The organism is Streptomyces sp. NPDC093094 (assembly GCF_044754345.1).
Classification (GTDB): domain Bacteria; phylum Actinomycetota; class Actinomycetes; order Streptomycetales; family Streptomycetaceae; genus Streptomyces.
Genome location: NZ_JBIVOX010000026.1, coordinates 79,462 through 99,628, shown reverse-complemented (window position 1 = coordinate 99,628; position 20,167 = coordinate 79,462). Strand labels below are relative to the sequence as shown.

16 protein-coding genes and 5 pseudogenes are annotated in these 20,167 nt (G+C 71.3%); 11 read left to right on the top strand and 10 right to left on the bottom strand.

What is annotated here, in order from left to right; genetic code table 11:
* Positions 1–273: 273 nt before the first annotated feature.
* From ACIQGV_RS35935 to ACIQGV_RS35925, 3 genes are read right to left on the bottom strand one after another with little or no spacing between them, the layout of a single operon-like run.
* The gene (locus tag ACIQGV_RS35935) at positions 274–1,410 is read right to left on the bottom strand and encodes an FAD-binding oxidoreductase (protein WP_402502719.1); all 1,137 of its coding nucleotides are present in this window, start codon (positions 1,408–1,410) and stop codon (positions 274–276) included.
* Between the two features lie 26 nt (positions 1,411–1,436).
* Positions 1,437–2,918, bottom strand: a complete 1,482-nt coding sequence (locus tag ACIQGV_RS35930) for a phytoene desaturase family protein (RefSeq protein WP_402502717.1) — start codon at positions 2,916–2,918, stop codon at positions 1,437–1,439.
* Complete coding sequence (locus ACIQGV_RS35925; RefSeq protein WP_402502715.1) at positions 2,911–3,306, bottom strand: nuclear transport factor 2 family protein; 396 nt, start codon at positions 3,304–3,306, stop codon at positions 2,911–2,913. The genes ACIQGV_RS35930 and ACIQGV_RS35925 overlap by 8 nt, the downstream gene beginning before the upstream one ends.
* A 121-nt stretch (positions 3,307–3,427) precedes the next feature.
* Here ACIQGV_RS35925 and ACIQGV_RS35920 point away from each other — a divergent pair, with 121 nt between their 5' ends.
* Together ACIQGV_RS35920 and ACIQGV_RS35915 are read left to right on the top strand one after the other, a co-directional pair.
* Positions 3,428–4,000: a PadR family transcriptional regulator gene (locus ACIQGV_RS35920; RefSeq protein WP_402502713.1), complete on the top strand. Its 573-nt coding sequence runs from the start codon at positions 3,428–3,430 to the stop codon at positions 3,998–4,000.
* A gap of 51 nt (positions 4,001–4,051) precedes the next feature.
* A pseudogene (locus ACIQGV_RS35915) lies at positions 4,052–4,243 on the top strand (hypothetical protein); the annotation flags it as partial.
* Between the two features lie 114 nt (positions 4,244–4,357).
* Here the strand turns inward: ACIQGV_RS35915 and ACIQGV_RS35910 are convergent.
* Positions 4,358–6,493 carry a hypothetical protein gene (locus ACIQGV_RS35910; protein WP_402502711.1) on the bottom strand — a complete coding sequence of 712 codons (2,136 nt, stop codon included), beginning with the start codon at positions 6,491–6,493 and terminating at the stop codon, positions 4,358–4,360.
* Positions 6,494–7,062: 569 nt separating this feature from the next.
* Here ACIQGV_RS35910 and ACIQGV_RS35905 point away from each other — a divergent pair.
* From ACIQGV_RS35905 to ACIQGV_RS35890, 4 genes are all read left to right on the top strand, one after another.
* Entirely contained in the window at positions 7,063–7,731 is a 669-nt protein-coding gene (locus ACIQGV_RS35905; protein WP_402502709.1) for a hypothetical protein, read from the top strand.
* A 70-nt stretch (positions 7,732–7,801) separates the two neighbouring features.
* On the top strand, positions 7,802–8,542 hold the full coding sequence (locus ACIQGV_RS35900; RefSeq protein ID WP_402502705.1) for a haloacid dehalogenase type II: 741 nt from the start codon (positions 7,802–7,804) through the stop codon (positions 8,540–8,542).
* Positions 8,543–8,658: 116 nt separating this feature from the next.
* Positions 8,659–9,360 carry an SDR family NAD(P)-dependent oxidoreductase gene (locus tag ACIQGV_RS35895; protein WP_402502703.1) on the top strand — a complete coding sequence of 234 codons (702 nt, stop codon included), beginning with the start codon at positions 8,659–8,661 and terminating at the stop codon, positions 9,358–9,360.
* A 7-nt stretch (positions 9,361–9,367) separates the two neighbouring features.
* A complete protein-coding gene (locus ACIQGV_RS35890) occupies positions 9,368–10,162 on the top strand; it encodes a YqjF family protein (RefSeq protein ID WP_402502701.1) in 795 nt (264 codons plus the stop codon).
* Positions 10,163–10,188: 26 nt separating this feature from the next.
* Here ACIQGV_RS35890 and ACIQGV_RS35885 read toward each other — a convergent pair whose 3' ends face one another.
* The gene (locus ACIQGV_RS35885; protein WP_402502698.1) at positions 10,189–11,493 is read right to left on the bottom strand and encodes a glycosyltransferase; all 1,305 of its coding nucleotides are present in this window, start codon (positions 11,491–11,493) and stop codon (positions 10,189–10,191) included.
* A 211-nt stretch (positions 11,494–11,704) separates the two neighbouring features.
* On the opposite strand from ACIQGV_RS35885, the gene ACIQGV_RS35880 reads away from it, so the two are divergent.
* Positions 11,705–13,783 carry a glycosyltransferase family 4 protein gene (locus tag ACIQGV_RS35880; protein ID WP_402502695.1) on the top strand — a complete coding sequence of 693 codons (2,079 nt, stop codon included), beginning with the start codon at positions 11,705–11,707 and terminating at the stop codon, positions 13,781–13,783.
* 54 nt (positions 13,784–13,837) lie between these two features.
* Here ACIQGV_RS35880 and ACIQGV_RS35875 read toward each other — a convergent pair whose 3' ends face one another.
* Both ACIQGV_RS35875 and ACIQGV_RS35870 read right to left on the bottom strand, forming a co-directional pair.
* Positions 13,838–14,356, bottom strand: coding sequence for a DUF427 domain-containing protein (locus ACIQGV_RS35875; RefSeq protein ID WP_402502725.1), 519 nt, complete (start codon positions 14,354–14,356; stop codon positions 13,838–13,840).
* Positions 14,354–14,638, bottom strand: a pseudogene (locus ACIQGV_RS35870) (UBP-type zinc finger domain-containing protein); the annotation flags it as partial. The gene ACIQGV_RS35875 and the pseudogene ACIQGV_RS35870, both read right to left, overlap by 3 nt.
* A gap of 652 nt (positions 14,639–15,290) precedes the next feature.
* Here ACIQGV_RS35870 and ACIQGV_RS35865 point away from each other — a divergent pair.
* Positions 15,291–15,752, top strand: a pseudogene (locus ACIQGV_RS35865) (GNAT family N-acetyltransferase); the annotation flags it as partial.
* Between the two features lie 69 nt (positions 15,753–15,821).
* On the opposite strand, the pseudogene ACIQGV_RS35860 reads toward ACIQGV_RS35865, so the two are convergent.
* Both ACIQGV_RS35860 and ACIQGV_RS35855 read right to left on the bottom strand, forming a co-directional pair.
* Positions 15,822–15,923 (bottom strand): annotated as a pseudogene (locus ACIQGV_RS35860) (IS30 family transposase); the annotation flags it as partial.
* Between the two features lie 107 nt (positions 15,924–16,030).
* Positions 16,031–16,198 carry a LuxR C-terminal-related transcriptional regulator gene (locus tag ACIQGV_RS35855; RefSeq protein WP_402502693.1) on the bottom strand — a complete coding sequence of 56 codons (168 nt, stop codon included), beginning with the start codon at positions 16,196–16,198 and terminating at the stop codon, positions 16,031–16,033.
* A 419-nt stretch (positions 16,199–16,617) separates the two neighbouring features.
* Between ACIQGV_RS35855 and ACIQGV_RS35850 the strand changes: the two genes are divergently transcribed.
* Positions 16,618–17,490: a polysaccharide deacetylase family protein gene (locus tag ACIQGV_RS35850; RefSeq protein WP_402502691.1), complete on the top strand. Its 873-nt coding sequence runs from the start codon at positions 16,618–16,620 to the stop codon at positions 17,488–17,490.
* Positions 17,491–17,661: 171 nt separating this feature from the next.
* Here ACIQGV_RS35850 and ACIQGV_RS35845 read toward each other — a convergent pair.
* Positions 17,662–18,028: pseudogene (locus ACIQGV_RS35845) on the bottom strand (transposase); the annotation flags it as partial.
* 212 nt (positions 18,029–18,240) lie between these two features.
* On the opposite strand from ACIQGV_RS35845, the gene ACIQGV_RS35840 reads away from it, so the two are divergent.
* Positions 18,241–19,155 (top strand): YihY/virulence factor BrkB family protein, encoded by a 915-nt coding sequence (locus ACIQGV_RS35840; protein ID WP_402502689.1) that lies wholly within the window; start codon positions 18,241–18,243, stop codon positions 19,153–19,155.
* Between the two features lie 483 nt (positions 19,156–19,638).
* Positions 19,639–20,079 (top strand): transposase, encoded by a 441-nt coding sequence (locus tag ACIQGV_RS35835; protein ID WP_402502686.1) that lies wholly within the window; start codon positions 19,639–19,641, stop codon positions 20,077–20,079.
* Positions 20,080–20,167: the final 88 nt, after the last annotated feature.

Sequence of the window (20,167 nt, the reverse complement as noted above, 5' to 3'; positions counted from 1 at the left end):
CAGCCACGTGATCATTCTGGCTGTCTGGGGCCCGTCGGCACAGCAATTGGGCGACACATCACGACAGGGCGAACGTTGCTTGATGCGGCACTAGCTGACGGTGTGCCAGACTCCGGCGCGTTTGAAGCGCAGGGCGGTGCGCGGGCCGTAGGCGTCGGCCGCCATCTCGGCCAAATGGGCGATGCTGGGTGCGTCGATCTCGGACACGGTGGTCGCGGCTCCTTCGGTGGCCGGTGCGGCGGCCGCGTCCCGCGACCCGACCGCCGTACCGGGTCAGAGGTCGAGGTCGAGGTCGGTGACCGGGTAGGCGACACAGGAGTGGGTGTAGCCGAACCGCTCGTCGGACAGACGCAGTTGGGCTTCCTCGGCGGTGTGGACGGTGCCTTTGAGGACGCGAACTCGGCACAGTCCGCACTCACCTGAGCGGCAGGCGGCTTCCGGGCGGATGCCCTGGTCCTCCAGCGCGTCCAGCAGCGGGCGGCCACGGCGGGTGCGGAACGACGTTCCGCCAGCGGTGACGGTCACCTCGGTGTCGGGGTCCGTGTCGGCCGGCCAGCGGGCCTGGCGGGTGGGGTCGGCGGGCGCGCCGTTGGCCTCGAAGCGGATACGGCGGCGGGGGTGGCCGAGCTCCTCCAGCTGCTGGAGCGCGTACGGGTAGAGGGCCTGAGGGCCGCAGACGTAGACCATGCGGCGGTCGAGCGGGCCCGCGAGGGTCTTGATCAGCGCGGCGGTCAGCAGGCCGGTCGGTCCCGCCCATCCGTTTCCGGGCTCGGCAATGACGTGGTCGACGCGGATGTTCGGGTGGTCGGCGGCGAGGGCATCGAGTTCCTCGCGGAAGATGACGTCGTCGGGCGTGCGGGAGCCGTAGATCAGGTGGAGGCGGCGGTCCAGTCCGTTGTCGACGATGTCGCGGATCATGCTCATGGCCGGTACGACACCGGAGCCGCCGGCGAGGAACACGAGGTCGTCGCCGTGGAAGAGCGGGTTGTGGTGGAAGGTGCCCATCGGCCCGGTCGTGGTGAGGGTGTCGCCCACGGCGAGGGTGTCGATGAGGTGGTTGCTGATCCGCCCGCCGGGCACCCGGCGCACGGTCAGATCCCAGCGGCCGAGGGTCGCGGGGCTGGAGGAGAGGGCGTACGGGCGGTTGGTGCCGTCCGCGAACACGCCCACGTACTGCCCGGCGAGGAACGGCGGCAGGTCCGTGCCGTCGGCGCTGCGCAGCCGGAAGGTGGCGGAGCTGACGGTCTCGGTGATGACCTCGGAGACGGTGAGGGTGAGCCGTCGGGGGTGGTAGGACGCGACAAGGCGTCGGGTGTCGGTGGCGTGGTCGGCGGTGTCCGCCGGGCGGCCGTCGATGTCGGCCTGGATGTCGGTGTAGCCCTCGAAGAGCGGGGCGAGGCGATGGGGCACGGGAGACTCCCTGTCGGATCGTGCGGTCAGGCGGCCTTGTAACGCAGCAGGCGGCGGGCGGCCCGGTGGCCGGACTCCAGCGAGGTCTGGAAGCCGCCCATTCCGGCCCACGAGCCGGCCAGGTGCAGGCCGGGAACGTGGCTCTCCCGCTCGCTGTTGCGGAAGACCCAGTTCTCGGTGCGGTCCTGGTCGTAGCCGTAGATCGCGCCGCCCGGATGCCCCAGGTAGCGGGACATGGTCATCGGGGTGGCGACGTCGACCTCCTCGATGGCGTCGCGGATGCCGGGCGTGATCACCTCGACGCGGTCGAGGAGCGTCTCGGCGTAGGCGAACTTGGTGCGGGCGTAGTCGCCGGGCGAGACATCGTCCCAGGCGTCGGCGTACTGGAGCGTCATGAGGCTGACGTGCGTGGCGCCGGAGGGGGCGAAGCCGATCGGGGCGACGTCGTAGGAGGAGACGCAGATCCCGCGGGCCGGCTCCAGCGTGTGCCAGGAGGCGTACAGGCGGTCGTCGTCCAGGTCGGCGTTGACGAAGGTGGTGCTGGTCGTGAAGCCGAGCTCGGCGGGCGTGGCGTCCAGGCCCATGTGCAGGACGAAGCCCGACACACCGACCCGCCGACTGGCGAGATCGTCTCGTACGGCCGTGGGCACGGCGTCGCCGAGCATCGCGTACGTCACCGGCTGCGAGGCGTTGGAGACGACGTCCCGCGCCGAGATCTCCTGGCCGTCGTCGAGGCGCACCCCGACGGCGCGTCCCCGCTCGGTCAGGATCGCCTCGACCGCCGTGTTGAAGCGCACCTCGCCGCCCGCCGTGAGGAATGAGTCGAGGAAGGCGCTGGACATGGCCTGCGAGCCGCCCTTGATGTGCCAGGGCTTGAACTCGAAGTAGGCGAACAGCATCAGCGCCAGGTCCTGGAAGGCCATCCGGGAGGGCGGCTGGCCGACATAAGTCCAGTAAGTGGCGAGTACGGCCTTGATGCGGGGGTCGTCGAAATGATCGTCCAGCACCTCGCCGAGCGGCCGCAGACCCTGGCGGAAGTAGTCGGGGTCGATCTGCTCGACCGGCATCCCGCGCATGGCGGCCATCTGCCAGATCGTGGTGTCCTTCACCAGCTGGAAGAACCGCTCGACCCGCTCACGGTTGCTGGGAAAGGCGTCACTCAGCACATCCACCGCGCCCGCCCACTCGGCGGGTAGCGTCACGTCGTACTGGCCGGGCACCACGGCCCGGTAGAGGTCGTGCTCCTCGACGAAGTCAAGGCGGTCGATCACGCCGAGGTTCTCGTACAGGTTCCGCAGGGAGAACTGCTGGCCCTCCGTCCCGACGCCGGAGAGCTGGTGCAGGGCGACCTCGAACTCGTAGCGGCCCCGCCGGAACGAGGTGGCGCAGCCGCCGGGGATGTTGTGGCGCTCCACCAGCAGGGTGCGCAGTCCCGCGCGCTGGAGGGTGGTGGCGGCGGTCAGGCCGGCGTTGCCCGCGCCGATGACGACGGCGTCGAAGTCACTCATGGCCGCCCGCCTCTCGGGCGATCTCCTGGAACTTCGCGCCCATCGCCTCGGCCAGCGCCTTTGCGCCGGAGAGCGGGCGGACCATCACCATGAAGTCGTCAATCTTCCCGTCCTCGTCGAAGTGGAGGAAGTCGCAGCCCGTGAGGTGCTTGCCGTCCACGGTGGCGGTGAAGACGAAGGCGTGGTCGCGGCCGTCCGGGTTGGCGATCTCCCGGATGTAGGTGAAGTCCTCGAAGACTTCCGACACGGCGCCCAAGATCGCGGCGGTGATCGCCTTGCCCGGGTACGGCTTGAAGGCGACCGGGCTGGTGAAGACGACGTTCTCGGCCAGGAGGTCGGCGACGGCTGCCTTGTCGCCTGCTTCCACGGCTTTGCGGAAGGGGTGCACAGGATCACCTCTTATAGTCAACGAATTGATTAGGTGCCTCGCAGATTAGGTGCGGAGGTGGAGGGTGTCCATACCCTAGTCACTTTTTTGACTAATCAACTAGATGTTCTAGACTGGAGGCATGGCTCTACGCAACGCGGTGATGGCCGCCCTCTTGGAGGGCGAGGCGTCCGGGTACGACCTCGCGAAGGGGTTCGATGCCTCGGTCGCCAACTTCTGGATGGCCACCCCCCAGCAGCTCTACCGGGAACTGGAGCGCATGGAGGGCGACGGGCTCATCGCGGCCCGTGTCGTGGAGCAGGAGCGCCGCCCCAACAAGCGGCTGTTCTCCCTCACCGAGGCCGGACTGGAGGCGGTGCGCGCCTACACCGCCGCATCCCCGTCCAAGCCGACGGCCATCAGGGACGAGCTGATGGTCAAGGTCCAGTGCGTCGACGCCGGCGATGCCCAGGCCGTACGGGCCGCCATCGTCGAACGCATGGAGTGGTCCACCGCCAAGCTGACCCGCTACGAGCGTCTGCAGAAACGCCTCCTGAACGGGCGCACCGAGGAGGAGTTCTTCGCGACCGCCGAGCGGATCGGCCCCTACCTCACCCTGCTGCGGGGGATGGCCCTTGAACAGGGCAACCTCCGCTGGGGCGCGCTGGCCCTGGCTCGGCTCGAACAGCGCACCTCGGCCGCCACCGGCGGATGAGGCAATGCCTGAGTCCTTACGGGCCCGTTCCGCCGGGCGCCCAAGGAGAAGGGGTGGGAGATCGATCCCGAGGACCTGGCCCACATCTCGCCCTACCTGACCGAACACATCAAACGGTTCGGCGAGTACAGAACGCACGAACTCGGCATAGAGCCCGAGGCGCACGACCCGAAGCTCGACGTCGACTTCACCCCGCTGCGCGAGCAGGACCCCACCGCAGTCGGCTTCAGCCAGGCCGCCTAACCCGCACTGCGCCGGTCGTCAATTCGGACGGTTCGGGTCCGGGACCGGTGTTCTGGGCCGGTCGGGTGGCACAGGAAGTCGGCCCGTCCGACTTCCTGTGCATCAACAGCACCATCACGTCAACAACTCACCGAACTCCGACACCGCCTCCCCGTACCGGACGTTCCAGCCCTCAACCACGGCCGCCTCCAGGACGGCCGTGTCCACGTCCTCCAGTAGACGCGGCGACGGCTTCCCCGGCGAGTTCTCGTAGTTGAACGCGATGACGTCCAGGAACACGGGACGCTTCAACCGCGTACTGTCCAGCCTCAGCAGCATCGACTGGGCGAGCGCCGGGTAAGGGGTGAACTCGGGGTTCCGGAGCCAGTCGGTGAGGTCCGCCTCCGGCACGCTGTAGTCGACGGCCGCCTCCCCCAGCGCGTCGATGAACGCGGTGGGCGGCGCCTGCACCTGGAGGAGCCGGCTCAGCTCGCCGCGGCCGGTGGCGTCGAGGTCCGGCGGCCGGGCGATCAGCCGGAACGCCTGCCTCAGCCATGCCTGTTCGGCCAGCCGACGCGTCGCCAGGTCGCTCCACGGCGGCTCGGGTGTCGGCCTGCGGAACGGCGCGGGCATCCGCCGGTACCGCTCCGCGATCCGGCCCAGGCAGTCACCCAACTTCTGCACGTCGTCGGGGTGGATCCCCTCAACCCACCCCTGCGCCGTGAACACGGCGGTGGCGGATGCCGTCGTCCCGCCGCCGCTGACCGTCACCACCGCGGACGTTTCGTAGCGCTCCCCGCCCCGAGAGGTGAGCACGAGCTCGGACATGACCGGCTCGATCGTGTAGTCGAGCGTGAACACCGCCCCGTCCACGGGCACGTCGACCATCCCACTCGGTGCGCCCAGCGGAACACCTCCGACGGTCCAGGTGATCGTGGGCTGCGGGTCGACGGGCACGCCACTGCCGCCGAAGCCGGTGCCGCGCACACCGAAGGAGGCGGTCGAGGCCGTGGCAAACGTCCCGCGACGGACGGGGTCGCCGCACGGCGTCCTGGTCTCCTGGAGCTCACCGACGGGGCCCATCACGCCGTCGGTCTGGGGTCCCCGGACGATCTCGACCGCGCTCGCCGCGCCCGCCGTGACCGACACGTCCACCCAGTGCCGTTCCGGATCGGCGGCCACGGTGCGCACGACGAGCGGTGTCGTCGCGACGGTGACATCGGTGTCCGGCGACTTCGTCGGTACCGACCCCCGGTACCACGCGCGCGGTCCCTGGTTGGTGACGTCGACGACCGAATGGACGACCACCCCTTCCCGCGAAAGGCTCGGCCCCAGTGGATCCATGCCGGCGTCCCAGCCCGCAGGGACGCGGTACTCGACGTAGACCCGGCCCACCCCGCTGGCCGGCTCGCCGGGCGGGTGCAGCAGGAGCAGGCACCTGCCATTCGACGCGGACGCCGGCACGATGCGTGCGGTGACCGGTGCGCCCGGCTGCGGGAAGGGCGCATCGACAACCCGGCCGGCCAGCGCGTCCGGCATGGACAGGTGCAGGTTCGCGCGCGAGAGGTGCGGGCCCATGGCGAAGGCACCGGCATACGGCCAGTTGGTGACCGTCGGCCCGGTGAAGGTCGGCTGGCCGGAGTAGGTCGGCCCCGCGCCGAGGAAGCGACCCGCGAAGGTGGCCGACGACATGAGGTCGTAAGGGGAGCCGTACTCCTGGCCGACGACGATGTTGGCGTCGGTTGGATCCCAGTCGGTGCCGTTGTTGTCGAGCCCGAAGGTGTGGTCCAGACCGAGGACGTGGCCGACCTCGTGACACATGAAGGTGAGGTCGCTCGACATCACCGGAAGCACAGCGACCGATAGCCCGTCGACACCGGTCGCGCCACCGTCGAAGCTCTGCGTAATCGTGGCAGGCTGGCCCGGCTGCCCCGCCCGGGGATTCGGCACGGTCCGCTGTCCCGGGTGGGTGATGACGACCAGGCCGTTGAGGCCGGGCCACTCCGGGAGGTCGGGGAACCGAGCGCGCAGCGCGTCGACGGCAGCCCGGGCCTGGGCGGCCCGGGAGGTGTCGGTCCCGATCGTGACGTCGACCCACGGGAACATCGACGAGTCGACGAAGTCGAGATGACCCCGGGTGGTGTTCTCCCAGAACCGCAGCAAGGCATGGTCGCCGGTCATGAGCATTGCGATACAGGCGGGATCGGGGATGACAGGCGCGGAGGTGTCGTGCCGGGCCCGGATGATGCCGAGGCGGACAGACTTGGCCATGATGTTCGGCTCCTTGTCGGGAGGGCCGACATGCCTGTACCCGGTGGAAATCCGACACCACGCTCGGTCTCCAATCTACCGCGCGGCCCCGCACCTCGCAGCCGCGAGACGGGACGACGGGCCCTGTCAGCCGGGTGTCACGGCCCTGTTCTCGTACAGCTACGGCGAACGGACATGTAGCGCTGCGTAAGGCTCGGGGCTGCGTCCATCGTGAGGGCCGGCGGTGGAGCGGAGAGCGGTAGCAGCAGTTCCGCATCGAGGTCGGCCATCAGACTCCCACCACCTGATGGATCGTCAGGGTGGTGTCGCAGTAAATGCCGGGTTTACCGCGGCAGAGCCCCTACCGTGATCACCGCGACCTGCGGCGGGCCATCACGGCCGCCGGGGCGAGGTGTACGCATTTACCGCGGCAGGACCGGAGGGGCGGGACGAGCGCGACGGTCGAGCGGGTGACCGAGCTCGGGAGCGGGGGCGCGCTCCGCCTGCCGCGCGCCCGGGTGGTGCCCCTGTCCGCCCCTCCGGCCACGTACACCGCGGCGGTCGAGCGGTACCTCACCGGTGCGGGCATCGTGAAGTCCTCCGCGCGGAACTACCGGATCTCGCTGACGACGTGGGGGTGGATGTCTGCCGGCAAACCCGCGCCGAGGGGACCCGCCCGCCGCGGTGCGAAGCCGCCCGTCTTCCTCATCGCCGCGATCGACGACCCGGCGTTGCCGGAAGTGCTGGCCGAGCTGGCGACGGCGCGGGCGGACGAGACGGACGCCGGCACCGTCGACCGGGAGCTGTCCATCGCGCGCAAGGCGATCGGCTGGTGGCAGCGCCAAGGCTGGATCGACGATGACCCGACGATCGGCATCGAGCGGCGGCCGGCACCGCCGGACCGCACCAAGGCCCTGGCCGAGAACCAGATCGCCGCCCTGTGGCGCCTGAACGTCGCCCTGCGGGAGACCGGCGTATGCGGTGGCGCGGGCCTGTTCGACGACCCCGACTCCGTCCAGGGCGGCGAAGACGGCGGGTGTTGTGGCGCCCCGGCAGCACTCCAGATCGGCATCGGCGCTCCCGCGGCCATCGGCGGCTGCTGCCCCTCCCGGCGACTCGCGGGGGTCGGTCCAGACCGTCGAGGGCGGCGAGGATGTCGGCCGGCTCGACGCGGCGACGCTGAGGAAGTCGGTCGCCGCCGCCCTGGACTCGATCGGCATCGGGGCAGCGGCGTAGACATCCCCGGACCGCGCGCCTGAAGGACGGGTACTCGCGGTTGGACGGACCCGGCGTCCGACAATCGCCCACGGACGCCGGAAAGGGGAGCGCATGGCTGCCGGCCAGCCGCAGGTCCTCGTCTTCGACGTCAACGAGACCCTCAGCGATCTCGCGCCGCTGCGCGGTCGCTTCGGGGACGTCGGTGCCCCGGGGCATCTGCTGCCGACGTGGTTCACCGGGGTACCGCGGGACGGTTTCGCCCTGACGGCCGCCGGCGGCTACGCCGACTTCGCCTCCCTGGCCCACGACGGACCGCGAACACTGCTGTCCCGGCTGGAGAACCCGCCGGCGGATGGAGAAGCCGCGGCCAGGCACATTCTGGACGGCTTCTCCCGGCTGGACGCCCGTCCCGATGTACCGGACGGCATAAGGAAGTTGAGCGATGCGGGGTATCGGCTGACCGCGATGACCAACGGCAGCGCCGCCCAGACCGAGCAGCTGCTGGACAGGGCCGGAGTGCTGCACTGCTTCGAGACCCTGTCGGACGTCGGCGGCCCCTGCTGCTGGAAACCGGCACCGGTCGCCTACCGCCACGCCGTCGAGCGGGCCGGCGTACGGCCCGGACAGGCCATGCCGGTCGCCGTGCATCTGTGGGACATCGACGGTGTACGGCGAGCGGGACTGCACGGAGCGTGGCTGCGGCGCGGAACCCCCGCGTGTACCCGCGGACGACGACCCCGCCCAGCCGCAGCGCGCAGGACCTGCGGGAGCTCGCGGACGCGCCGGCCGCCGCGCGGCACGGTCACGCACCGGCCGGCTGACCCGGACCGGGGACACCGTCGACCCTGGTAGGCCGACGGCAGGCCGACGTGCCGTTCCTGATGTGCCCGCGTCTGCATCCGGCCGACGGCCGACCGGCGAACCAGACACGTGGTGCCAGGTCGTCGGCACGGAACGGGAGGCGGGGCATGGACCTACGAGGTGCACGGATTCTGGTGCCGGGTGCCACCGGGGAGATCGGGGCGGCGCTCGCCGTACGGCTGCACGCCCTCGGTGCCCGCACGGCACTGGCCGGACGTGACCGCGAGGCCCTCACCCGTGTCTCGGCGGCGTGCGGGCACGCTCCCGCCCACGCCTTCGACGCCTGGGACGCCGACTCCTGCGCGAAGACCGTCGACTGGGCGGCGGCGGAACTGGGCGGCTTGGACGGCGTCGTCGTATGCGTCGGAGTCGCGGCTTTCGGGCCGGCCGGGGAGGTGGAGGACGCGGTGTCCGAACACCTGATGGCGGTGAACGCGCTGGCCCCCATGGCGTTCCTGCGGGCCGCCGGGGACCGGTTGCCCGAGGGCGGCGTCCTCGCGGCCGTCACCGGGATCGTCGCCGAGGCGGCGCCGGCCCGGATGGCGGACTACGCCGCCGCCAAGGCCGCGCTGGCCACCTGGCTGACGGCGGTCCGCCGCGAGCAGCGACACCAGGGCGTGACCGTGCTGGAGATCAACCTGCCCCACATGGACACGGGCTTCGCCGGGCGCGCCGTCGTGGGCCAAGCGCCGCCGCTGCCGCGGGGACTGCCCGTTCCGGAGGCAGTGGACGTGATCGTGCGGGCGCTCTCCGAGGGGGCGAGACTTGTGCGTCCCGGCAGCGGTGCGGCGCTCGAAGTGGTGCGGTAGGGCGGACATGCCGAGGAGACGTCTCGCGTACGGCCCTTCGTCCCACAGCGCCCGGCCCGCGGAGGCGTTGACCCCGCTGGCTCCGCGTGCGGTGCGGCGCGTGCTGTTCCGGCAGCGCTGGCGGGACCTGGTGTTCCTGCACTGGCCCGCCGACCCGTTCGAGGTGGCCCGGCTGCTGCCGGCCGGCACCGTGCCCGACCTCCACCAGGGCCGGGCGTACGTCGGCCTGGTCTTCTTCCGCATGGACGACCTCGCCTTCGGCCGGACGCCGGCCCTGCCGTACCTGGGGAGCTTCGGCGAGGTCAACGTCCGCCTGTACAGCCGCGACGCCACGGGACGGCGCGGGGTGGTGTTCCGTTCGCTCGACTGCGACCGACTGCTGCCCGTACTGACGGCCCGCGGCGCGTTCGGCCTGCCCTACCGGTGGTCCCGCATCCACAGCCAGTGGTTCGACAGCCGGCTGCTGTACCGCACGGGTCGGCGCCAGGGTGCGCGAGCCGGGGCACGGGTGTGGCTGGATGTGGCGGACGAGCCGGTGGCGGCCACGCCGCTGGAGGAGTTCCTCACCCAGCGCTGGGGGCTGCACGAGCGGTTCCTCGGGCGCACCTACTACCTGCCCAACGCACACCCCGCCTGGTCCTTCCGCAGGTGCACCCTGCTGGGCCGGGAGGACGACCTGGTCGCGGCGGCGGGGCTGTCGAGGCCGCAGGACGAGCCAGTGAGCGTTCTGTACGCTCCCGGCCTCCCGGTGGTCTTCGGCCCGCCGGTGCCCCTGCCCGCACCCGGCACGTGGCCCGGCTGACCCACCCCGGCACGACGGCGCCGGGATCAGTCCGTCGACTTCCGCCGGCCCATGGCGGCCAGCAGCTCTCCGGCCGCCCACCCGGGCCCCCGCCGCCGTACCGCCGCGGCCAGTTCGGGCATACGCGGGCTCACGGTCCGCCACAGCGTCCTGAGCGCCGCGGGGACGTCGGTCGGCGACAGCGTGTTCGGGTCGAGCACCACACCGGCACCGGCGCGCTCCGCGTCCCGGGCCACGGAGAACTGGTCGCTGGAGAACGGCAGCACCACCGCGGGCACGCCCGCCCGCAGGCATTCGGTGAAGGAGTTGCTGCCACCGTGGTGCACCATCGCGTCCACCTGCTCCAGCAGCGCGCGCTGGGGCACCGACGGCACCACCACGGCCCGTTCGCCCGCGAGATCGGCCAGCGCGGCGGCCCGTTCTCCGGCCGCGACGACGACCGACACGTCCGGCATGCCGTCGAGCAGCCCCGTGACGACGGTGCGCAGGACGTCGTCACGCGCGGACAGGAACGTACCGAGCGCGACGAGGACGACCCTCTCGCCGCTCGAACGCAGCATTTTCAGGCGCGCGTCCCACTCCGCGTCGAAGGGACCCGGGACTGCGGCCATGTGCCCGGCGAACAGGCGCACCGGGCCCGGCGGAGGCGTCGGCAGCCAGCAAAACGCCGGGTAGGCGTAGACGACGGCGTGCGGCGAGCTGAGGGCGAAGGCCCGGCCCGGAGCCGGCCGGGAGGGCGCGTGCCGCCGGGCGAAGGCCGCGAACAGGGCGGTGAATGCCTCGTCGTTCTGCCGCGCCGCGACCCTCAGTTCCCGCAGCCGCTCCGGATCGGGCCGCAGTGCGTCGGGCCAGGCGTAGGGGACGCCGAAGCAGGCGTCGGGGCCGGAGAGCACATAGCTGGGATGTCCGGGGCAGAAGGTCGTGTAGGGCACGCCCAGGCAGTGCAGGGCCAGGGTGACCGGGTAGCTGAGCTGGTCCACGACATACCAGTCGGGGCGCAGCCGCCGGTCGGCCGAGCGCAGCGCGTCGAGCACCCCGTCCGGGTCGGCCAGCATGTCAGCCCGCCGATGGCGGGCCTGGGCCAGCAGCGCCGACACGGCACCCTCCCTGGTGGCCTCCAGGAACTCCGCCAGCCGGGCCGCCTCCCGGGCATCCTGCTCGGTCGCCTCGGCCACCCCGGTGTTGGCATTCCGCGACACGGACAGCGGCTCGAAGCCCACCCCGGCCTCCCGCGCCAGGTGCTCGAACGCCGGAGCGCAGGCGAAGTACACGTCCGCACCGCGCCGGCGCAGAGCCCCGGCCAGGACCGACAGCGGTCGTGCGTGGGACATGAACGGGGGACTTACGACAACGACACGCGGCATGCGAACCCCTCGGCCAAGGCATCTTCCGCCCGCTGTCCGGCAGACCCGGGCCAGCGCATCGTAGCCACGTTCGGGCAGGTCGGACGGTGTGGCAATCAGCACCGGAGGCAGGTGCATCCAGAAGGCCGACACCCCGCGAACCACAGAGGTCAGCGCCGTCCCTGAGACAGGAGAACCCGTGGCCGGCACCGCCTCCGCACCCCCCTCGGCGGCTCACGACCCCGCACGGCCGGGAGGAACGGACCACGAAACCCGCGACCCCTTGGTGGCCGCCCGCACCGCGTTCTTCAACGGCTCCGGCTGGACCGCACACCTCCCCGAGCCGAGACACGACAGACGTCTTCCGGACGCGCAGGGTGAACTGGCGAAACTGCTGGAAGCCGAGTACGGGCTGCGGCCGCGGGCCGTCCCGCCCGGCGAGGGACCCGGGGTGGACCGCCGGGACAAGGCCGTGGCGGGACTGCGTCGCGCCGCCCGGCTGGGCGTACCACTGACGCCGGAGGCCCTGCTCGCCCACCGGGAGGGCGACCCGCGCCTCATGGCCGTGCTGACGGAGCTGTGGCCGGAGACCGTTCGCTGGCACGGCCCCCGGCACGCCGAGGAGGTACTGCGCGCCATGCTCGGCGAGTCCCGCGACGGACCGGTCGCCGGGCACCTGCTGGACCTCGCGGTGGCCGCCGGCCTGCATCCCCTCACCTCGGCCGAGAGCGCGTCGCTCGCGCGCACCACCACGCACCGGGCCGTACGCCACTCCGCCTGGCGGTACCTGCGTCGACTCCCCGACGGCCCCGCCCATCTGCCCCACCCTTCCCAGGCCGGGGACACCTACGAACGGCTCCTGCTGGCGCCCCCGGTACCCGCGTTCGGCCCGCAGAGGCAGGGGCCCGCGGGCCGGCTGGTCGCCCAGAGCATGCTGCTGGGCGGCCTGGACACCCCGGGGCAGGGGATGAGCGGTGGACTGGCGGTGCTGCTGGGCGGGCTCGGCGACCGGCTGGCCGCGACCGACGGGATGTCCGGCGTCATCACCGTCGTGACCGCCGGACACGAGGACCTCGCCGCCGACGACCGGCTTGCCCACGAACGCGCCCCCGGGCACTGGGTCCTGCGGCTCCCCGTGGACGCCCCCTCGGCCCCGGCTCAGGTTGAGATGCACCGCCACCGCCCCGCCCTCACCTGGTGGGCGGTCCGCCTGCTCGGCGCCATGCCACGGCCCCTGGACGTCCTGCACGTCAGATACGCCGACGACGGCAGCCTGGCCCTCGCCGACGCCGCCGAGCGCCTGGGCGCCGCGCTGGTCTTCACGGCCACACCCGACCCGCACCGCGGACTCGCCGAACGCCATGCCGCGAGCGATCCCGCCGACCCCACGGCGGCGGACGCCCTCCGGCACGATCTGCACCGGGTCTTCCTGGCCGACCGGCTCGTCGAGCGCGCGGACACGGTCGTCGGTATCCCCGGACGCGGCGGCACCCGCGAACTCGTCCGCCACTTCCCCGGCCTCGCCCGGCTCAACGAAGGACGCGGACCCAGCGCCCCGCCCGAAGGCATCGCTCCCTACCGGCCCGCACCCGACGAGGACGACCGGCGGCGCGAGGCGCTGAAGCGGCTCTACCGGGACGGGACACGCCCCGACGCCCTCGACCCCCGGGACCGCGAACTTCCCGTGCTGCTGTGCGTGGGCCGGCTGCACCCGGTCAAGCAGCAGGACCTCCTGGTCCGGTCCTGGCTGGCGACGGGCGCCCACCGCACCACGACCCTCGTCCTCATCGGCGGCAGCCCCGGCACCGGCACCGCCGTGGAGGACGACATCCGCCGCCGCATCCACACCCTCCTCGCCCCGTACCCGCAGGCCGCGCGCCGCCTGGCGCTGCTGCCGGCCCTGCCGAACACCGAGGTACGCCGACTGCAGCGTGCCCTGGCACAGCGCACGGCCGACGCCTGCTGCTGGTACGTCTGCCCGAGCGCGAAGGAGGAGTTCGGGATAGCGGTCCTGGAGGCGATGGACGCCGGCCTTCCCGTCGCCGGCCCGCGCCGCGGGGGCGTCGCGCACTACCTGCGCGACCAGGTCAACGGCCTCCTGATGGACACATCCGGCCGGGCGGGCCTGATGCGGGGCCTACGGCGGGTCGCCGCCACCTCCGTCGACGACCGGCGCCGTTACGCGGCTGCGGGCAGGAAGCTGGTCGCCGAGCGGTTCTCCGTGACACGCATGGCGGACGAACTGGCCGCCGAGTACACCGCCCTGCACACCGGCTGACCAGTGTGCGCAGGGCCCGCGACGAGAGGGGTGAGGCCGAGCGGCGGCTCGGCCTCACCACAGCAGGGTGCCCGGCCCGCCCTTGAACGGCCCGCGCACCTCTGAGGTGATCCAGCCGCCGTAGAAGTCGCCCTCCTGCGCCGTGACGTCCTCTCCGGCGACCGTGCAGCGGTCCATGCGGCTCGGGTAGAAGGCGAAGCAGTCCTTGAGGGCCGTGAAGCCGGGTTCGGGACGGGGATAGCTCCAGGCGGCGTCGGCGCGTACGTCGTCTCCCACGACGACGTCCCAGTACCGGGCCGAGCCCTTCCACTCGCACCGGGTCCGGCCCGAGAGCGCCGGGATCAGCAGCTCCGTACGGACGTCCGCCGGAGGGATGTAGAACACCGGCGGATGACTGGTCTCCAGTACCCGGAAGGACTTCCGGGTCTCCGCCACCACCTGGCCCGCGCACTCGACCCGCACGACGCGGTCGTCCTCCCGTACGGCGGGCGGGCGCGGGTAGTCCCAGACGGACTCGGGCGGCCGTGGGGCGGAATGCGGCACGGGTTGTTCCGACAGCGGATCCAGGTACACCTCGTCCTCGTAGCACCAGGCCCACTCCTGGCCGCGGGCCAGGGCGCGGGCCACCGGGTGGCCGCTGGAGTCGAAGTGCGTCGTCGCGTGAGCGCCGGGAGAGCTGTCGCTGCAGCCCACATGGCCGCAGGTCAGGCAGAGCAGCAGGTCGGCCGGCGCACGTTCGCGTGCCGCGCACGTCGTGCATGTCTCACTCAGCGGCGCCGGTTCGGCCGTCCAGGTGTGGGAACAATGCCTCCCCGAGGGCCGTCCGCCGTCGTGCCGGGGCGCCCACTTCGTCATCGGTGATCACCGGCCGGTGCAGTGCTGTCCACGATCTCTCCTCCGCCGTCCCTCGTCTTGCCCTTTGCTTCACCCCCACCCCGCGCAAGGGATGCAGGCGGCGGGCAAGTGCGCCGCCGTTCAGCGGGACCGGCGAGTGCCGTCGTGCCGGTGTCGGCCGGGTTGATCGGAGCTGGCCGCCCGGCCGGCGAGGAGCTTGAGCCGGTCCTCGTCGGGGCATCCCCCACGCCGACGGCACGCTCGTCGCCGCCGAGGCCGGCCCCGGCAAGACCGTCGCGGTCGTCGGCGACGGCGCGGGTGATCCGACCTGCGTGCGGACGTGCGCACCACGGTGCGCCTGGGCCAGATGGGCAGCCAGCTCGATACTGCTGTTCTCGACGCCGGGCACGCAGACGATCAGGTAGTCGTCGAATCCTCCCGGCCCGAACCAGTACACGTACTCCTTGCAGTCCGACAAAAGCCGACAACCCACGCTCGCCTCGGCACGCTCCCAGTCGACCTGGTAGCGGCGCGGGCCGGCCAGCCCTGCATCCCGCGCCAGCCGCTCAACACCCCTCATACCGTTCCCTGTCTCGACGGTGGACATCAGATGTGTTGTACACCGCCCTGGACGACAGACCAGTCAAACCGTTCGGTTCATACGCTGATCCCCATGATCACCCTGGGGCTTCATGACAGAGCGGGGCGACGTGTCGTCCTGCATGAGGTGGACGACGACAACTGGCGTGCCGTCGCGGACGTCGCTCCGCTGGACAGCCGGCGCCGCTACGTGCCCGCGCTGGCAGCTCGCTACCTGCTGCTGTCGTCACGGGAAGGCGTCTGGCACTCGATGGCGGTCTGCTCGGACGACACGGTGGCGGGTCACATCATGTGGGGTCGTGACGAAGACGGTTCCTACTGGCTCGGGGGCATGCTGATCGACGGCACCGAGCAGGGCAAGGGAGTCGGCCGGGCAGCGGTGCGAACCCTCGTCGACTGGCTGGCCCGACGTGAGGGGTGCCAAGAGCTCCGTCTGTCGTACCACCCGGACAACACCGCGGCCGAGAGGCTGTACACCTCTCTCGGCTTCACGCCGACGGCGGACTCCTCCGGCGACGAGGTCATCGCCGGTCTGCCTGTGTCCGACGGCCGTCCGAGAGCCCTGCCCCCCCGTCCCCGTGACGTGGACCGACGGGCGACGGGCGACGGCCAGGCCGGTGCGTTCGGGGAGGTACTGCCGCGGCAGACCGTTCGTGTTCTCGTCGGAGCCGCGTGGCCAGGGACTGCCGGGACCGCAGAAGCGAACCGTCGTGTTCCCGGCGGCCGAGGACAGCTGGTGGACGAGCATCGAGAAGCGAGTGGAGCGTTCCACGAGCGTGCCGACCGCGGAGTGGTGGCCGACACCCGCTGCCGTCACACGCCGTCCGGCCGTCGTGCCGTCCGCCCCGAGGCCGTGCCCAGCCACTTCGCCACGGCCTCGGCGCGCCCAGTGCAGCGCAGTTCGGCAAAAATGCGGTTGACGTGATTCTTGACGGTCTTCTCCGCGATGAAGCAGGTAGCGGCGACCCGATGACTGCTCATGCCGGACGCGATGAGGTCCGTGATCTCCGTCTCACGCGGGCTGGGTCCGAACCTTGCCCTGTCGGCGACGTCCGGCCACATCCGTGAAACGCCCTCGGCGGCAGCGCGTCGCTCCCGGACGGACCCCGGGCCGCCATGGGGTGGAGCGCGGAGCCTGCAGCCCTCGCCGGAGCGGACCCGTTGCCTGCCCGGCTCCCTGACCTCCAGGGCTGTTCGCGTCTCTCGTCCTCGCGCAGCCGGGCCGGCAATGCTCCCACGGCCGTAGGCGGGAAGTGTGCACCGACCTGACGGCTGCGGCCAGGACGAAGCGCGCGACAGGTCGACCGGCGCCCTCCACCGCACCACGGCGGTCCGAACTGGAACCTCGGACATCTGTTCGCCATCAAGCAAGGCGAACACAACGAGACGTACGGACGGACATGGGGTGGCACGCGGTGGACTGGCGGATCAGGGGCACGGCGCTCGCCTGTCTTCTTCTCATGGCGGGCGTGGCGACAGGCTGCACGCCCGAGTCACGCGCGGACTCCGACTCCCCTTCCGTCACCGCGCGCCCCTCCGCGTCGGCCGCACAGCCTTCCCGCGAGGCGGCCGGCGCACAGGCTGCGGCCAAGGCGGCCTACCGCAAGTGGGGCATCAAGCCTCTGGCGGCCCCGCCCTCTCCACCGACGACAAAGCCGACGAGCCGGAAGGCGGCCGGAGGCGGGGTGCCGGTGATCAGCGAGATACCCACCGAGGAGAAGATCGTCTTCCTCACGTTCGACGACGGCGCCGAGAAGGACCCGGAGTTCGTGACGATGATGCGGGAGCTGAGGATCCCCTTCACGATGTTCCTCACGGACTCCGCCATCCGAACCGACTACGGCTACTTCAAGCAGTTCCAGGGCCTCGGCGACGGCGTCCAGAACCACACGCTCACGCATCCGAACCTTCCCACCCTGAGCGCCGACGCCCAGCGGCAGGAGATCTGCGGCCAGCAGGAGAAGCTGAAGGACCTCTACGGCACCGCGCCCCGGCTGTTCCGTCCGCCCTACGGCAACTGGAACGAGAACACCCGGGCCGCCGCGGCAACGTGCGGCATCGAGGCGATCGTCCTGTGGCGCGAGTCCATGCAGATCAAGAACATGCAGTACCAGCGCGGCGACCAGAAGCTCCACCCGGGCGACATCATCCTGGCCCACTTCCGAGGCCCCTCCGAGCTCAAAGGCACGACGATCACCGAGATGACGGCGAACCTGCTGCGGCACATCCAGGAACAGGGCTTCACCGTGGCCCGCCTGGAGGACTATCTGTAGGCCCCACGAGAGCGCCTGACGCACCCGCCGGGCCGCACGCCACCGGGCCGCCGGATCCGCCCACTGCGGCACCGTCCGGCACGCTCCCGGACCGCCGTGGCCGCCGCCCGCGCCCGCTCCGCCGGTCGGGAGACGGTGTCGGCGCCGTACGCCCGGATCGCCTAGTACTCCATTCTCCCAAGGCTTTGCAGTACTGCGGAGCCACCCGGGCCGCATGTCGGCCGTCCTTGGGCACCGACACGTCGTCGATCACCCAGGCCACCGGATTGATCAGCGGCAGCATCCGCTCACAGATCCGGCGCTGCACCGGCACCGGATCCCACATGGACTGGTTCACGAACTGCTGCAGGTTCTGCTCGTTGCCGTCCGGTAATCGCGAGGCCATGGCCTGAACGGACTTGCGGCGGCCGTCCAGCATCAGTCCGCTCAGACAGCAGTCACCCTTGGCCCGCTGGTCCTTCCGCGACACCGACGCGAACACGTCAGCGACGTACAACGCCAACACCGCCCGAACACGGTTCACTTCATGTGCGTCCATCCAACCCGGCATACTCCCGAACAGCCCCGGCGAGAGGACCTGACGGAGTCCTGCTAGCGGTAGGACGAACGCATGTGCCCGCGCAGCGCGGGCACACGCAAGCAGGTAGACACCGGAAGGGCAGACAACCCGAGCCGGCTCCGGACTCTGGCCAGGGAGCGCGTAGACGTGCGGCACCAACATTTCCCTCGTGACCTTCGACGGGACAACGCGTGACCGCCGGCCAGCCGGTGACCCCTACGGCTTCCCACTCGGGCCGCGCGGCCGTGCGCGGTCGGCGCGACTGGTGGTCTGCCCTGCGCAGGACGCCGGCGGCCTTGTGGCGGGAGGACGCGACGGACTGGGCCGCCGCGCTGACCTATTACGCGGTGCTCACCCTCTTTCCCACCCTGCTGGTGGCGCTTTCGCTGCTCGGAATCGCCGGTCGCCCGGGAGGCGGACAGGTCGTCGCCCAGGTGGCCGCCGTCGTCCCGGGGCAGGCACGTCCCGCCGTGCTGGGCGCGCTGAAGAGCATGTCCCAACAGGAGACTCCGGCCCGGCTGCTGGCCACCTTCGCCACCGTCGGGGCGTTGTGGTCGGCCTCCAGCTATCTGAGTGTCTTCCGACGTGCTCTGCATGCGATGAACGGTGTCACAGACCGCCGCCCGCTCTGGAAGAAAGCCCCGCTCACCATCATCACCGCGCTCACGCTGCTGACCCTGCTCGTGTCCAGCGTGCTGGCCCTGGTCCTCACGGGCGACGCCGCCCGGGCCGCAGGCAGGATTCTGGGAGTGGACGCCGTCGGCGTCGCGGCGTGGAACATCCTCAAGTGGCCGTTGCTGGCGTGTCTGGCCACCGTCATGGTCCTGGTGCTGTTCCACTCCGGCCAGGTCGCGGCCTACGGCCTGCGCCACCGGGCCGTGGGGGGCATGCTCGCCGTCGTCCTGTGGCTCCTGGCATCCGCCGGCTTCACCCTGTACACCGCCAACTACGCGGGCACCTACGACCGTCTCTACGGCTCCCTCGCAGGCATCGTCGTCTTCCTCGTCTGGCTGTGGCTATCCAACCTCGCCCTGATCGCCGGAGCCCAGTTCAACGCCGAGCTCGCCGAGATCCGCCAGGGCCGGCCGGCCTCGACCAGGGGATGAAGAAGGGCAGGAGCCACGCGCGGGCCTGTTGGTGATGTGGGGGAAGGACGGGGCCTGTGTCCCAGATTGTTGTGATGCAAGCAATCTTCAACTACGCCAAGAACGCGACGCCCACAGAGGCAGCCGAGCGCAGCGCGCTGTCATGACGGGAGCGGCAGCCGGCCCAGGGGCTGGCACAGGTATCGTCCGGGAGTGCGGTGCCCGCAAGGGTGACGGCGGACCCTGGGCAGCGAACTGACCGTCTGGGCAGCCGAGATCGACGCGGACGACATCGAGCACCTGTCAGCCCATGTCATCGGCGACCGGACACCAGAACTACGGCTCGACACCCTGCCCGGCGGATACATACAGGTCTGACAGCTGCCGGGACCATCAGCCGCCCACCGCCCGTCCTGACAGCGCCGCGTTACCGACTTCGGCTCGTCGGGGTGAATGCTTGTGAAGTCCCTGATGGACGTGGGTGAGTGGCTGTATCCGTGTGGTGTGAGACATGCGGATGGGGGCGGGCTGACTCCTGCGGGACGGCTGCGCCGGGAGTCGGTGCGGATGCAGGCGGCCGAGCTGTTCGAGCAGCAGGTCAGGCCGACGGAGGTGGCCGGGCTGCTGCGGGTGAGTGTGAAGTCCGTGTACCAGTGGCGCCGGTTGTGGCAGGGCGGTGGCCGTGAGGCGCTGGCCTCGCTCGGCCCGAGCGGATCGCGGTGCCGTCTTTCCCCACGGTGTCCGGACAAGCCGGCCGCTTATCTGGAGCACGGCCCGGCCGCGCACGGCTGGGTGGAGGACCAGGTCTGGACCGCATCAAGGGTGGCCACGCTGATCGGCCGGAAGTTCCACGTCTCCTGCAGCGTCTCCGGCGCGACGAACACGCCCCGCCTGCACTCTGCCCTCCGCACGGCCCTCCTCGGCGAGCAGTCCCCCACCTCCTGATCACTTGCCCCGGCCGTTCCTGAGCCCGGCCGGGGACCGCCCCTTCTTTTCGAGGCTCCGCCGGCCGGTTTCCTCTAGAGTCGGCCCC

Bases quoted from the DNA above. Each gene is read 5' to 3' on its own strand.
- ACIQGV_RS35930 (WP_402502717.1), bottom strand. From the start codon at position 2,918: ATGAGTGACTTCGACGCCGTCGTCATCGGCGCGGGCAACGCCGGCCTG.
- ACIQGV_RS35900 (WP_402502705.1), top strand. From the start codon at position 7,802: ATGGCTGCCGGCCAGCCGCAGGTCCTCGTCTTCGACGTCAACGAGACC.
- ACIQGV_RS35890 (WP_402502701.1), top strand. From the start codon at position 9,368: ATGCCGAGGAGACGTCTCGCGTACGGCCCTTCGTCCCACAGCGCCCGG.
- ACIQGV_RS35910 (WP_402502711.1), bottom strand. From the start codon at position 6,493: ATGGCCAAGTCTGTCCGCCTCGGCATCATCCGGGCCCGGCACGACACC.
- ACIQGV_RS35885 (WP_402502698.1), bottom strand. From the start codon at position 11,493: ATGTCCCACGCACGACCGCTGTCGGTCCTGGCCGGGGCTCTGCGCCGG.
- ACIQGV_RS35920 (WP_402502713.1), top strand. From the start codon at position 3,428: ATGGCTCTACGCAACGCGGTGATGGCCGCCCTCTTGGAGGGCGAGGCG.
- ACIQGV_RS35895 (WP_402502703.1), top strand. From the start codon at position 8,659: ATGGACCTACGAGGTGCACGGATTCTGGTGCCGGGTGCCACCGGGGAG.
- ACIQGV_RS35855 (WP_402502693.1), bottom strand. From the start codon at position 16,198: ATGAGCAGTCATCGGGTCGCCGCTACCTGCTTCATCGCGGAGAAGACC.
- ACIQGV_RS35850 (WP_402502691.1), top strand. From the start codon at position 16,618: ATGGGGTGGCACGCGGTGGACTGGCGGATCAGGGGCACGGCGCTCGCC.